The sequence below is a fragment of the Nonomuraea deserti genome, assembly GCF_004348685.1.
Lineage (GTDB): Bacteria > Actinomycetota > Actinomycetes > Streptosporangiales > Streptosporangiaceae > Nonomuraea > Nonomuraea deserti.
In genome coordinates this window covers 1-13,990 of record NZ_SMKO01000100.1, presented here as the reverse complement: position 1 = coordinate 13,990, position 13,990 = coordinate 1, and the positions used below count along the sequence as shown (strand labels likewise).

Here is a 13,990-nt window from a genome sequence, read left to right as displayed (position 1 = left end):
CTGTCCACAGCGTCGATAAGCGCACGGTAAGGCATGTCAAGGGGTTGGTGACGCCGGGGTGAGGCAGAGCGCGGCGAAATTCATGTTTCGGGGGAGGATGACCCGGGGTATGCCTGCGGGACACCCATCGCCCGGACATCAACCGGCAATGGGCGTGCGTCGCTCCCACACGAGTCGAACCCCTAGAGAGTAGGTGAGATGGGCGAGTTCACGACCACGATCGAACACCGCCTCGACCAGGCTTACAAGGGCCTCCGTGAGGCCCGCAGCGTCGGTGACGACTACCTCGCCGACACGCTCACCGCCGAGATCGAGGATCTGCGCCGGCTGGCCGACGATCATGGCATTCCCTTGCCTCGATGACCCGATCGAAACGGCCGGAGCCCTCCGCTCCGGCCGTTTCGTCGTTCCCGGGCCCGCCACGCACCTCACACGGGACCGTTCCGGCGTCCCGCCCCAGGTCGTTCAGGCGTCTCTCCCGGGGTCGTTCCGGCATCCTGTTCGGGGCCGTTCAGACGTCCCGCCCGGTCGTTCAAACGTCCCGCCCGAGGTCGTTCAGGCGTCCCGCTCGGGGTCGAGCGGCGCGAGCAGGTCGTGCAGCTCCTCGAACAGGCCGGGAGCCGCGCACAGCGCGAAGTCCGGGCTCACCGGCCTGCCGTGCAGCCCGCCGAGCCTGGCCCCCGACTCCGTCGCCACCAGGCCGGCCGCGGCGAAGTCCCAGTGGTTGATGCCGCGCTCGTAGTACGCGTCGAGGCGGCCGGCCGCCAGGGAGCACAGGTCGATCGCGCACGAGCCGCCGCGCCTGATGTCACGCACGCTCGGCAGCACCGCGGCCACCACCTCGCCCTGGACGGCACGTCTGCGCACCGAGTAGCCGAAGCCGGTCGCCACCAGCGCCTGCGCGAGCGGCACCCCGGTGGTGCAGCGCAGCCGCTCGCCGCCGAGCCAGGCGCCCTCGCCGAGCGCGGCGGTGTAGATCTCGCCGCGCTGCGCCGCGTTGACGACCCCGGCGACGACCCGGCCGTTCACCTCGACGGCGATCGACACCGCCCAGTCGGGCAGCCCGTACAGGAAGTTGACGGTACCGTCGATCGGGTCGACGATCCAGCGCACGTCGGACTCCCCGGGCGCCTCGCCGCCCTCCTCCCCCAGGATGCGGTCGCCGGGCCTGGCGGCCATGACGCGCTCGCGGATGAGCTCTTCCGACGCCTTGTCCAGGATGGTGACGACGTCGGTGGGGCTGGACTTGGTCTCGACCTCCCCGGACATGGTGGGCCGTTTGGCGAGGAGCATGTCGCCCGCCTCGCGGGCGATGTCCTCGGCCAGCCGCAGGAAGTCGGTCATCAGGCCACCGAGTCCGGACGCTTCCACTTCTGCCCGAGCACGTGCTGCGACAGGAAGGCGAGCACCGTCTCGTACCAGGCGACGGCGTTGCCGGGCTTCAGGATCCAGTGGTTCTCGTCGGGGAAGTACAGGAACTTCGCGTCCACCTCGGTGCGCCGCAGGTCCCACCAGAGCCGCAGGCCCTCGCCGATGGGCACGCGGTAGTCCTTGTCGCCGTGGATGACGAGCAGCGGCGTGGTGATCTTGTCGAGCGAGTTGTGCGGCGACAGCAGCGAGTAGCGCTCGGAGCCGGGCTCGCCGAACTCGCGCTGCCAGTACATGGCGGCGTCGGTGGTGCCGGCGAACTGGTCGAGGTTCCAGAGGGAGGCGTGGGTGACGATGGCCTTGTAGCGGTCGCTGTGGCCGGCCAGCCAGTTGGCCATGTAGCCGCCGTACGAGCCGCCCATCGCGCCGATGCGCTCGGCGTCGATGTCGTCCCTGGCCAGGGCGACGTCGACGATGGCGTCGAGGTCGGCCTGGGTGCGCGGCCCCCAGTTGCCCCAGCCGCGGTCGATCATCTCCTGGCCGTAGCCGGTGGACAGGCACGGGTCGGGCATGAGGACGGCGTACCCGTGCGCGGCCATGATCCACGCCTGCCAGCGCCACTGCCAGTCGTTCCACGAGGCGACCGGGCCGCCGTGGATCCACAGCAGGAACGGCGCGGGAGCGTCGGCCGAGGCGCCCTCCGGCAGCACGAGCCAGCTGCGGATCGTGGTGCCGTCGTCGGCGGTGGCGGAGATCTCGGTCAGCGTGCCGGGCACGTCGGGGCGCGGTGCGGGCGAGGGCAGGTCGTCGATCTCGCCGGTGGCCACGTCGATCCTGGCCGGGCCGGGCGCGCGGCCGACGCCGCTGCGCAGCGCGTAGAGGGCGTGGCCGTCGGCGGAGGCGGCGAGTCCCGCGTAGGAGGCGTCGTCCTGGGTCAGCCTGACCACGTCACCGGGCTCGGCCACGGGGACGCGGAAGACCGGCCGGCGTCCCTGGTGGTCGGCGGCGAGGTAGACGGCCGAGGAGTCGGGCGCCCACTCGACGGCCGCGGGGAACAGGTCGGGCGCGTACGCGCGGCCCTGCCCGGTGCCGAGGTCGGCGATCCACAATTCGCTGCGCGCCGAGACCTCCAGGCCGGTGAACCGCTCGCGGGAGCAGGCGATCCGGCGGCCGTCGGGCGAGATCGCGAGCGGGCCGGCGAAGTCGTGACGGTCCTCGCTGAGCAGCACCCGCCGCTCACCCGTGGCGACGTCGACGGCCACCAGGTCGGTGCGCCACTCGCCCTTCGGCAGGTAGGTGCGCCAGGTGGAGATCACGGTGGCGCCGTCGGGGGTCAGCTCGAAACCGCACTCGCGCAGCGCCTCGCCCGCGTCGGGGGTCAGGTCGCGTACGTCCTCCAGCCGGTCGTCACCGAGCCGGGCCGCGAACAGGCGCGTGCGGCCGGGGCCGAGGTCGTGGTCCCAGTAGCGGACCGGGTAGCCCTCGAACAGGACGGCGCTGATCCCGGCGTCCTTGCGGGCCTTGCGCCGCTCCTCCTCGGTGGCCGCCTCGCCGTCCAGCACGTCGGCGGCGAACACGACGACGTCGCCCGCCGTGCGCACAGCGCCGATGCCTCCGGGCCGGGTGGCCACCTGGCGGGCCTCGCCGCCCGCGCGGGGCAGCAGCCACAGCGAGGCGACCTCGTCGGTGGAGTCCTTCACGGTGGGGTCGGGGCGGGCCGAGGTGAACAGCACGTCGCCCGCGTCGGTGAAGACGGCGCCGGACTCGCCCTTCGCGGAGCGGGTCAGGCGGTGCGGCTCGCCGTCGACGGGGATCGCCCAGAGCGCGGTGCCGTACGACTTGCCGTCGGCGTTCAGGGACTGGACCGCGGAGATCAGCCTGGAGCCGTCGGGCGAGAGCCGCAGCGAGAGAACCCGGGGGATGGCCACATAGTCACGTATGTCGTTGAATGCGCTCACCCGATCGAACCTACCTCCCGAAGGACCCGCGAGCATCCCGGCATAGGGTTTGTCACGTGGGAACATACGACGCCTTGCTGGTCCTGTCGTTCGGCGGTCCCGAAGGTCCCGACGACGTGCTGCCGTTCCTGGAGAACGTGGTGCGCGGGCGTGGCGTGCCACGCGAGCGGCTGCTCGAGGTGGCCGAGCACTATCAGGGCTCCGGCGGGGTCAGCCCGATCAACCAGCAGAACCGCGACCTGGTCGAGGCGCTGCGCCCGGTCGCCGGCGTGCCGGTCTACTGGGGCAACCGCAACTGGCACCCCTTCGGCGAGGACGTCGTGCGGCAGATGACGGCCGACGGGGTCGAGAAGGCGGCGGTCTTCGCCACGTCGGCGTTCGCGGGCTATTCGAGCTGCCGCCAATACTACGAGGACATCGCCAGGATCTCGGTCGACGGCGGCCCCGAGCTGGTCAAGATGCGCCACTACGGCGAGCACCCGGGGTTCGTGGCGGCGATGGCCGACCACACGCGCGCGGCGCTGGAGCGGCTCCGGCTCCGCGGCCACGACGACGCCCGGCTGGTGTTCACCGCCCACAGCATCCCGGTCTCGATGGCCGAGACCGCCGGCCCGTCCGGCGGCCTGTACGAAGCGCAGCTGCGCAGGAGCGCGGAGCTGGTCAGCCAGGCGCTCGGCCGCACCCGGCCGTGGGACCTGGTGTGGCAGTCGCGCAGCGGCCCGCCGCAGGTGCCGTGGCTGGAGCCGGACGTCTGCGACTTCCTGCGCAAGACCGACGCGCCGTCGGTGGTGCTGGTGCCGATCGGATTCGTCTCCGACCACATGGAGGTCATCTACGACCTCGACACGGAGGCCAGGCAGGTGGCCGGCGCGCTGGGCCTGCCGATGGAGCGGGCGGCGACGGCCGGCACGCATCCGCGGTTCGTACGGATGGTGCGCGAGCTGATGGACGAGCCCGAGCCGCGGCCCTGCCCCCTGACCTGCTGCCCGCCGCCCCGCCGCAGGCCGCGGGCGTAGGCCGCGGGCAGGCTCGGGCGCCGGCCTCAGGCATAGGCGCGGGCGTAGGCCTCGGCGATGCCCATGACCTTGTTCACGTATTCCCACGAGTGGTTGTAGAACCAGATCGCCTTGCGCAGCTTCTCGCCGCCCTTGCCCGCGCCGTTGGCGCACAGGTAGTTGGCGGCGCCGGGCACCGCGTCGTAGGGGCTCCAGATGTCGGCCTTGCCGTCGCCGTCGCCGTCGACGCCGTAGTGCTTCCAGGTGGCGGGCATGAACTGCATGGGCCCGAGCGCGCCCGCGCTCGACGGGCCGTTGTTGCGGCCGTGCCCGCTCTCCACCTGGCCGATCGCGGCCAGCACCGTCCACGACAGGCCGGGGCAGCGGGTGGCGGAGGCCTTGTAGAGCTCGAGGTAGCTGCCGGGCCTGCCCACGTTCACGCTCTTCGGCTGCTGCTGCTCGGGGACACGTTTCCGCGCGGCGCGGTCGGCGGCGTCCAGCAGGACGATCTGGGTCTCCTTGCCGAGCAGCCTGCGCACGCCCGACTCGCTGATCTTGCCCGGCTTGCCGTGCAGCAGCACGGCCACGCCGGGCGCGAATCCCAGCGACCTGCCCAGGTCGGCGCTCACCAGCCCGTCCACGCCCTTGAGCCCGAGCGTGGCCGAGGCGGCGACGCGCAGCCTGGGGCCGCCGTCCACCTGGTACATGGCGCCGAGGACCATCCCGTACTTGCGCATCGTGCCGGCGTCGGCCACCAGCTCTCCCCTGGTCAGCGCGCTCCAGACGCCCGGCTGGTCGGCGACGGGCTTCGGCGTCCACGAGCGGAAGTCGGACGGGTCGACGGCGAGCAGGTTCAGCCCGGTGCCCGACACCTTGACCGCGCCCGCGTCCACCACGATCACCTTCTGCACGTGCGCGAGCTCGCCCAGGCGAAACCGGGTCTGCTTGGGCACGGCGGCCGGGGCGATCGCCAGCACGCGCGGCGGGGTCGGCGTGACGCTCGGGCCGCCCTCGCCGAAGTCCTTGACCGGCTCGGCCGAGGGCACGATCTCGTCGAGGCGGGGCGTGGGCCGGGGCTGCTGCGGGCGCGGACTGCGTACCGTGTCCCTGGCCGGCTCGCTGGTGGTGCTGACCAGGTCGTCGCCGAGAATCACCACGACTCCGCCGGCCGCGACGGTGACCACGAGCACGGCGATGACCATGAGCATGACCGCGCGGAACGAGGGAAGACCGGACACTCGGCACACGTTAACCCACCCGCCGGATATATCACTTGCCGTCCGGACACTCGGTGCGCAATGGTTGGGTCCTTGAAGTAAGGGGGAAACGGCGTGGTCGGGCCTTACCGGGGATTGTTCGAAAGGCCCGGCACCACAGGGTTCGTGCTGGCGGGATTCATCGGCCGGATGCCGATGTCGATGCTCGGCATCGGGGTCGTGCTGCTGGTCCAGACCCTGACGGGCTCGTACGCCATCGCGGGCGCGGTGGCCGCCACCTCCAACGTGTCGTTCGCGATCGCCGCCCCCCTGTCGGGCCGCCTCGTCGACAGGTTCGGCCAGAACCGGGTGATCCCGCCGTTCGCCCTCGTCAACGCGCTCGCGCTGACCGCTCTCATGTTGTGCGCCGGGTACGGACTGCCCCACTGGACCCTCTACGTCGCGGGCCTGCTGGTCGGGGCCACCTCGCTGTCCATCGGCTCGATGGTGCGGGCCCGCTGGTCGTTGATCCACGGCGGCTCCAGCAAGCTGCACACCGCGTTCGCGTTCGAGTCCGTCGTCGACGAGGTGACCTTCGTCACGGGTCCCGTGCTCGTCACGATGCTCGCCACGGGCGTCAATCCGTTCGCCGGGCTGACCGTGGCCCTGCTCTGCATGCTCTTCGGCAGCCTGGCGCTGGCGGCGCAGCGGCGCACCCAGCCGCCCGTGCAGCGGCTCGCGTCGTCGTCGGGCACGCCCATCCTGATCCCCGGCATCGCCCTGCTGTCCTGCGTCTACCTGGGGCTGGGCGCGGTGTTCGGGTCGGTCGACCTGATCACGGTGGCGTTCGCGGAGGAGCACGGGGTGAAGGCGGCCGCGGGGTTCCTGGTCGGGGCGTTCGCGGGTGGGTCGATGGTGTCGGCGCTGTGGTTCGGGTCGCGGCACTGGAGAATCTCGCTGCGCGGACGGTTCGTACGCTCGCTCGGGCTGCTGGTGGTGGGCCTGCTGCCGATCATGTTCATCGGCAATGTGTGGATCATGGCCGGCGCGCTGTTCCTGGCCGGCTTCGCCATCTCGCCGACGCTCATCACGGGCTTCTCGCTCACCGAAAGGCTGGTGCCGCCGTCGCTGCTCACCGAGGGCATGGCGTGGATCTCGACCTCCATCGGGTTCGGCGTGGCGATCGGCGCGTGGGCGGGCGGGCGGCTCACCGAGGCGTACGGCGCGTCCAACGCGTACGGCTTCGCCCTGGGGGCGGCGGCTCTGGCCGCGGTCGTGGGAGTCGCAGGTTCGGGTCTGCTGAGAATTCCCGAGGCTCCTTCACCCGCGAAGAGCTGATCCGCTACCGTCGGGACATCCCTCGCAACACCCATCACACTGGAAGCTACGAGTTATGTCCCGACACATCAGTTCACTGCTAGCTATCGCGGCTGTCTGCGTCACCCTCACGCCGACGCCCGCGCTGGCCCAGGCCCCCAAGAAGGAGGTCGACTGCTCGCAGGTCAAGTGCGTCGCCCTGACCTTCGACGACGGACCGGGCAAGTACGCGGGCAAGCTGCTCGACACGCTCAAGAAGTACGACGTGAAGGCGACGTTCTTCCTTGAGGGCCAATACGTGAAGAGCCGACCTTCCTACGTCAAGCGCATGGTCGCCGAGGGCCACGAGCTCGGCAACCACAGCTACACCCACCCCGACTTCCGCACGGTCGAGAAGTGGGACATCAGAGCCGAGATCAAGAAGACCCAGGATGCGGTGAAGAAGGCGGCGGGCGTCGAGCCCAAGCTGCTGCGGCCGCCGTACGGCATGGTCGACCTGCAGGTCTCCGACGTGGCCGTCGAGTTCGGCATGCCGATCATCCTGTGGACCGGCGGCAACGAGGACTGGAGCTCCAAGAACGCGACCGCCATCAAGAAGAAGTCCATGGAGGTGGCCAAGCCGGGCAGCATCGTCCTCATGCACGACTGGGTGAAGCAGACCGTCGACTCCATGCCGGCGATCGTCAAGTCGCTGCAGAAGAAGGGCTATCACCTCGTGACGGTGTCCGAGGTGCTCAAGGGCCAGGACGTGAAGCTGGAGCCCGGCGACGTCTATCCCGTTCCCGCGGGCTGGGAGAACAAGTGAGCCTCGCCCGCAGCTGATCGGGTGAGCCGCCGAAGGGGGTGCTCGTGACCTTCGTGAACTGGGCGCGCAACCAGTCGGGCACCCCCGCGGAAATGCGTACGCCCGCGTCCGTCGCGGACGTCGTACGCGCGGTGCGTGACGCCGCCGCCTCCGGGCGGCGGATCCGCATGGTCGGCACGGGCCACTCCTTCACCGGAGTGGCCCTCACCGACGGCATCATGCTGCGCCCGGCCGCGCTGACCGGGATCAGGTCATGCGCCGACGGCCGCGTCACCGTGCTGGCGGGCACGCCGCTGCGGGTGCTGAACGAGCTGCTCGACGAGCGCGGCCTGGCCCTGGCGAACATGGGCGACATCACCGAGCAGACCGTCGCGGGCGCCATCCAGACCGGCACCCACGGCACGGGACGTGACAGCGGCGGGCTCGCCGACCAGGTCACCGAGCTGGAGCTGGTGCTCGCCGACGGCTCGGTGGCGACCGTCTCCCCCGGCGACGACCTGTTCGACGCCGCCAGGGTGGGGCTGGGCGCCCTCGGGGTGCTGACCGCCGTGACGTTCCGGGTGGAGCCCGCGTTCCTGCTGCGCCACCGGCGGCGGAAGCTGCCGCTCAGCGAGATCCTCGGCTCGCTCGACGCGCTCACCTCCGCGAACGAGCACCTCGACTTCTTCTGGCTGCCGCACACCGACGCCTGCCTGGTCAAGACGGGCAACAGAGACGCGGGCCCGGCCCGGCCGCCCGGCGCCGTCAAGTGGTGGCTGGACAACGTGTTCCTGGAGAACACCGTCTTCGGCGCGGCCTGCGCGCTCGGAGCCCGTGCCCCCCGTCTGATCCCGCGGATCAACGAGGTCAGCGCGGCCGTCCTGGGAGACTCGGAGTCGGTGGACGCGTCGTACAAGATCTTCACCGCTCGGCGCGACGTGCGCTTCCTCGAGATGGAGTACGCGGTGCCCCGCGAGCGCCTGGCCCAGGCCCTGCGCGAGACACGGGACCTCGTCGAGCGCATGGACTGGATGATCACTTTCCCGGTGGAGGTGCGGGTCACGCCGCCCAGCGACGCCTGGCTGTCCACCGCGTACGGCCGCCCGTCGGCGTACGTCGCCTGCCACGTCTACCGTCCGACGCCCAACCCGGCGTACTTCGCGGGCGTCGAGGAGATCATGACCCGGCTGGACGGGCGGCCGCACTGGGGCAAGCTGCACACCAGGGACGCCGCCTCCCTGTCCGGGACTTACCCCCGCTTCGCGGACTTCCAGGCGCTGCGCGACCGGCTCGACCCGCGGCGCCTGTTCACCAACGCCTATTTGGACGTCGTGCTCGGATAGCCGGAGGGCGTGTCCACCTGGTCGGCCTGATCGGGGCGTTCGGGGCCCTCTTCGAGCGCCGGCGGAGTCAGCGGCGGCTCGTCGGACGGCGGCTCCTCGCCGGGCTGGTCGTCCACCGCGGGCGGCTTGGTGGTGGAGGCGGTGCGGGACGGCTGCACCGTGACCGTCTTCGTGGGCACCGGCCGCCGGGACGGCGTCCTCGTGGGCGTCGGCGTCGGCGTCGGCGTGGCGGGCTCGCGGGTCACCGGGCCGCGCGCGTACTCGGGCTCCTCCCGGGTGGGCCGCTCCTCCTCCCGCTGGTCGACCGGCGCGTGGCGTTCGTCCGCGCCCTTCGGGTGCCGGCCGGTGACCTGCTCGTGCACCGTCTGCCGGGTCACCGCCTGATAGACCAGGATGCCGCCCATGCTGAGGGCGAACACCACGGCCGCGGCCGCCCCTAACCGCGTCCACGACGGCAGGCGCCAGGCCCGCCCGACGGCCGGCATGACGAGCGTCGACCCCTCATCGCCCGCCTCTCCCGCGAGCTCGTGCTCGGCGAACCCGTCTCCCGCGGGCTCGCCCTCGGCTTTCCGCCCGACCAGTGCGCGCTGCCTGACCCGGTCCGACGTACGCGCGAGATAGTGCGTGTAGACGGCGCCCGCGATCGTGCTGGCCACGCTGACGACCGCGGCGCCGATCACTGTCCCTGCGACGCCGAGATAGGAGGCGGCCACGGCCGCGGTCACCGCGGCCAGGGCGCTCCCCATGGTCTGTGGGACGGTCAGCTCGAAAGTCCGCTGCTCGCCGCTCATCCCCCGGATCAGTCCCCTCGTATCGTTGTTCGGTAAAAACTTTCCCGGGAATAGACGCGACGGCGTGTCCTGATGTTCTTGTGACGTGCGCGACAGGCAACCTCGTAGCTCGTGCCCCGACGACTCGGCCTGCCCTCCGTTTACCTCGCCGCGGCCGTGGCCACGGCCGCCGCGACCGCCATCCCGCTGGCCATGACGCCCGCCTCAGGAACCGCCCTGCGCCCCGCCGTGACCGAACCCGTCCGGCCCTACATCGTCACCGCCCGCGGCCGAGGCGCCGCCCGCGACCTCGTCGGCGAGGCGCGATGGCGGGTACGCCGTTACTACACCGCGGCGCTGCCGGGATTCGCCACCTTCCTCACGGCCGCTGAACTGGCCGAGCTCCGGACCGACCCGCGGGTACGCGCGATCGAGGCCGACCGGCAGATCCACCCCATGACGAGCAGGAGAGCCGATCCTCCACCGCCCGGCCAGGCCACCGGCGCGGGCACCACCGTGTACGTCGTGGACAGCGGCCTCGACCCCGGACGGCCCGAGTTCGGCGACCGGACCTGGCGGGCCTTCGACGCCACCGGCGGCACCGGGCACGACTGCGCCGGCAACGGCACCCGCACCGCGGGCCGCGTCCACGCCGTCGCCCCCAAGGCCCGCATCGCCTCGGTACGCGTGCTCGGCTGCGGCGGCTCGGGCACGCTGGCCGACGCGCTGGCGGGGCTCGACTGGATCCGCAGGCACGCCCGCGGCCCCTCCGTCGCGAACCTGTCCATCGACGGCGCCGACTCCCCCGCCCTCGGCGCCGCCGTACGCGCTCTGGTGCGATCGGGTGTGTTCGTCGTCGGAACAGCGCATTCCCGGACCTGTCAGGTCACCAAGGCCGGAGTCGCGTATTCCGCCTACGCTCCGTACATCGCCGGCGCCGCCGCCCTGCACCTGCACGTCCATCCGGCCGCCCACCCGTCCGTTGTGGCCTCTTGGCTCAAGTGCGCTCCGGCGCGCGGCGAGATTCGCCAGAATCCCTCAAGGGCCTCTAACCTCCTCATGCGCGACGGCGGGTTCTAGAGGGATGGATTCCACGAATGTGACCGGCGTCACATCGCCTCGGGACTATCCCAGGAAGGCGATGTTCGGACATGCCGGGTACGGTGCTGGCAGGCAACCGGCACACGCGAGAGACTCAAGGGTCCGGGGGAAGAATGGCGACGCTGACGAAAGGACTCGCATGCAGGAGCTCCGACTCGTCGCGGTGAGTGAGGACGGCACCTATCTCGTGCTGGCTACTGCCGGGCGGGGTACGCGCTTCACGCTTCCCGTGGACGACCGGCTCCGTGCTGCCGTCCGCGGCAACTTCTCCCGTCTCGGCCAGTACGAGATCGAAGTGGAGAGTCCGTTGCGCCCCAAGGAGATCCAGGCCCGCATCCGCGCCGGAGAGACGGCGGAGGAGATAGCCGCGACCGCCGGGATCCCGGTCGAGCGAGTCCGCTGGTTCGAGGGGCCGGTGCTGCAGGAGCGCGAATACGTCGCCCAGCAGGCGCAGCGGGTGTCCGTACGCATGCCCGGCGAGTCCTCGCCTGGCCCGACCCTCGGCGACCTCGTCGCCGAGCGCCTGACCAGGCGCGGCGTGCCCACCGACGAGATCGACTGGGATTCCGCCAAACGCGACGACGGCCTGTGGCGGGTCAAGCTCGGCTACGTGTGGAACGGTCACACCCGTCACGCCGAGTGGCTCTTCGACCCGCGCAAGCGCCACGTGACCCCCCACGACGACGAGGCCCTGCGCCTGTCCTCCGCCGACTTCGACCCCGAGCCTCCCGTGGTGGAGGACACCACGGTGACGCCGTTCGCGCCCCGGGTGGCCAAGCTGCAGCCGGTGCCGCCGCTGTCCTCCGACGCGCTGCCGTTCCCCCCGGTCTCGCGGCGCGAGCCGGAGGAGCCCGCGGTCGGCTACAACCCGCCGCCGAGGTCGTCCGAGACGGCGTACGCGCGGCCTCCGGAGCCGCCTTCCCGTGGGACGCCGTCCCGCGATGCCGCGTACCGCGAGACGCCTTCCCGCGAGATGACCTCGCGCGATGGTGCGTACCGTGAGCCGCCGTCCCGCGAGACACCCTCGCGCGATGCCGCCTCCCGTGAGGCGCCATCCCGTGAGATGACCTCGCGCGATGCCACGTCCCGTGAAGCGTCCTCGCGCGGGACGCCCTTCGACCGGGCCGCTCCTCCGCGCGAGTCCGCCCCGGCGTGGGAGACGTCCTTCGACACCGCCGACCCCTCCTCCCGCCACGATCCGTCCGGCGAGACGACCCATCGGCACGACCCGTCATACGAGCCCGGCCACCGCCAGGCCCCACCCTCGCGCGAGTCCGCCTTCGGCCACGACCCCGCCGGGCAGGCGGACACCCGGCAGGAGCCCTCGCGCGAGCCCGGCCACCCACCGTCGCAGGATCCCGGCCATCGCCAGGAGCCTCCGTCTCGCGAACCCTTCCGTCCCGAACCACCCGTTCATGAGACCGGCCACACCCGCCCCGGCGACACCTCGTCCCGCCGCGGCGGGTCTTCGACGTGGCTGCCCGACTTCGGTCCCGGGCGCGCGGGCGAGCGTGGCACCGACGCCATCTACGCACCCGCCGCGCCCACCCCTGCCACGCCGCCACCGGCGTCCCCGCACCCGCACCCGCACCAGGCTCCGGCCACGGTCGCCGAAGAGGCGACGGCCCAGCCACTCACCCAGGACGAGCCCGCCGCCCAGGAGCGCCACGTCGCTCAGGACCAGCCCGCCGTCCAGGCCCGGCCGGCGGCCGCCACCCCCCAGGCCGCCCACCCGTCGACGCCGACACAGCCCGCCGAGCCCCAGGACCGGCCCCACCCCGAAACCGTCGCCCAGCCGACCCGGCAATCGGCACCGTCCGCCCAGCCTGTTACAGAGACCCGGCCCTCCGCGGAGACGGTTGTCTCCGTCGAGACCGGAACCTCCCTGGAGGCGGCCACCCGAGAAGCGGCGGTTCAGCCAGCGGAGACGGCGACTCCGGTTCAGGGGGCGGAGACGGCGGCTGCTGCCCAGCCCAGCGAGACAACGGTTGCCAGCCGACCCACGGAGTCGGCTTCCTCCCAGGACAGGGCCGTCACGCCCGCCTTCGCGCCAGAGCAGGTCACCGAGCCGGCGTCCCCGCCGAGCACCGCGACGGATCCGATCTCCGCGATGCAGCCCGGCTCCACGCCTTCACCGTCCGCCGGCTCCGACAAATCGGCCACCACCGAGGATGCGGCCCGGCCGAGCACCGCGGCGGAGACGACCACAACACCGTCCGCCGCCGCAGAGACGGCTCATTCCGCTGCCGGAACGGCACTGTCCGGCGCGGACACGACGTCCGCTACGACCGCCACGGACCCGACAGCCGCCACGGACACGGCCTCCGCGGACAGGACTGCCGCCGCGGAGCCTGCCGAAGCTCCGGCCGTGACACCCCGCGGCTCGGACACGGAGTCCTCCGACACCACGGAAGCCGGGGCGGAGGCAAGGACGGAGGCCGAGACGCCCGGCACCACAGCAGCCGAGCCGCCCGGCACCACGGAGGCCACGACCTCCGGCGCCACCACCGCTGCCACACCATCAGACGCCGGCACGGCCGCGACGCCCGGCACGACCGAGGCCACGAGCTCGGATGCCAAGGGGCCAGAGATCGCCGAGACGGAGACGCCCGGCAGCGGAGACGCCACGACCACCGCCGCTGAAGCCACCGCCCCCCAGGCGGAAGCCCCGGCCGGCACCCAAGCAGAGACCCAGGCGCAGGCCCAAGCGGAGGCTCAGGCCGACACCCAAGCGCACGCCCAGCCGGAAGCCCAGGCCGACACCCAAGCAGAAGCCCAGGCGCAGGCCCAGACGGAGGCTCAGGCCGACACCCAAGCGCACCATCGAGCAGAAGCCGAGGCCGACACCCAAACGCAGGCTCAAGCAGAGGCCCAGGCGGATGCTGAGGCCGACGCCCAGGCGGAGGCCGAGGGATCGGGAGCGGCGGATGCTCGTCCGTCGAGCGCTCAGTCCCCCACCCCGGAGACCGAGACCGCAGCCACGGCCGGGGAGGCCGGGGAGGCCGGTGGGGAGGCGAAGGCGCCGGCGCCCAAGCCGAAGCCCGCTCCGGGCCCCAAGCCGAAGCCGTCGGTGCCGGCGGCCCGCGCGGGCAAGGACGCCGACAAGGGCAAGGGCAAGGACGACCCGGCCGTGCCGGTGCCGTCCCCTTCCCCCGCCC

The 13,990-nt window shown here is 72.1% G+C and carries 11 protein-coding genes; 7 read left to right on the top strand and 4 right to left on the bottom strand.

The window, feature by feature from the left end; genetic code table 11:
* Nucleotides 1-198 precede the first annotated feature (198 nt).
* Nucleotides 199-363 (top strand): hypothetical protein, encoded by a 165-nt coding sequence (locus tag E1292_RS51445; RefSeq protein ID WP_165974805.1) that lies wholly within the window; start codon nucleotides 199-201, stop codon nucleotides 361-363.
* A gap of 192 nt (nucleotides 364-555) precedes the next feature.
* Here the strand turns inward: E1292_RS51445 and E1292_RS29810 are convergent, their stop codons facing one another.
* Nucleotides 556-1,344 (bottom strand): inositol monophosphatase family protein, encoded by a 789-nt coding sequence (locus E1292_RS29810; RefSeq protein WP_132598887.1) that lies wholly within the window; start codon nucleotides 1,342-1,344, stop codon nucleotides 556-558.
* Nucleotides 1,344-3,362 carry a prolyl oligopeptidase family serine peptidase gene (locus E1292_RS29805; RefSeq protein ID WP_132598885.1) on the bottom strand — a complete coding sequence of 673 codons (2,019 nt, stop codon included), beginning with the start codon at nucleotides 3,360-3,362 and terminating at the stop codon, nucleotides 1,344-1,346. The genes E1292_RS29810 and E1292_RS29805 overlap by 1 nt, the downstream gene beginning before the upstream one ends.
* A gap of 20 nt (nucleotides 3,363-3,382) precedes the next feature.
* Here E1292_RS29805 and E1292_RS29800 point away from each other — a divergent pair, with 20 nt between their 5' ends.
* Nucleotides 3,383-4,342, top strand: a complete 960-nt coding sequence (locus tag E1292_RS29800; protein ID WP_220447117.1) for a ferrochelatase — start codon at nucleotides 3,383-3,385, stop codon at nucleotides 4,340-4,342.
* Between the two features lie 26 nt (nucleotides 4,343-4,368).
* On the opposite strand, the gene E1292_RS29795 is transcribed toward E1292_RS29800, so the two are convergent.
* Nucleotides 4,369-5,559 (bottom strand): lytic transglycosylase domain-containing protein, encoded by a 1,191-nt coding sequence (locus E1292_RS29795; protein ID WP_132598881.1) that lies wholly within the window; start codon nucleotides 5,557-5,559, stop codon nucleotides 4,369-4,371.
* Between the two features lie 144 nt (nucleotides 5,560-5,703).
* Between E1292_RS29795 and E1292_RS29790 the strand changes: the two genes are divergently transcribed.
* The 3 genes from E1292_RS29790 to E1292_RS29780 all read left to right on the top strand — a co-directional run bounded on the left by E1292_RS29790 (nucleotide 5,704) and on the right by E1292_RS29780 (nucleotide 8,961).
* Nucleotides 5,704-6,855 carry an MFS transporter gene (locus tag E1292_RS29790; RefSeq protein WP_246090432.1) on the top strand — a complete coding sequence of 384 codons (1,152 nt, stop codon included), beginning with the start codon at nucleotides 5,704-5,706 and terminating at the stop codon, nucleotides 6,853-6,855.
* A gap of 55 nt (nucleotides 6,856-6,910) precedes the next feature.
* Nucleotides 6,911-7,639: a polysaccharide deacetylase family protein gene (locus tag E1292_RS29785; protein ID WP_132598877.1), complete on the top strand. Its 729-nt coding sequence runs from the start codon at nucleotides 6,911-6,913 to the stop codon at nucleotides 7,637-7,639.
* Nucleotides 7,640-7,731: 92 nt separating this feature from the next.
* On the top strand, nucleotides 7,732-8,961 hold the full coding sequence (locus E1292_RS29780; RefSeq protein WP_439331912.1) for a D-arabinono-1,4-lactone oxidase: 1,230 nt from the start codon (nucleotides 7,732-7,734) through the stop codon (nucleotides 8,959-8,961).
* Here E1292_RS29780 and E1292_RS29775 read toward each other — a convergent pair.
* Nucleotides 8,937-9,752, bottom strand: coding sequence for a hypothetical protein (locus E1292_RS29775; RefSeq protein WP_132598873.1), 816 nt, complete (start codon nucleotides 9,750-9,752; stop codon nucleotides 8,937-8,939). The genes E1292_RS29780 and E1292_RS29775 overlap by 25 nt on opposite strands.
* A 111-nt stretch (nucleotides 9,753-9,863) precedes the next feature.
* On the opposite strand from E1292_RS29775, the gene E1292_RS29770 reads away from it, so the two are divergent.
* Nucleotides 9,864-10,811: a protease inhibitor I9 family protein gene (locus E1292_RS29770; RefSeq protein ID WP_132598871.1), complete on the top strand. Its 948-nt coding sequence runs from the start codon at nucleotides 9,864-9,866 to the stop codon at nucleotides 10,809-10,811.
* Nucleotides 10,812-10,971: 160 nt separating this feature from the next.
* Nucleotides 10,972-13,990: septation protein SepH (gene sepH / locus E1292_RS55490; RefSeq protein WP_342775712.1), on the top strand; the 3,019-nt coding region annotated here is incomplete at its 3' end.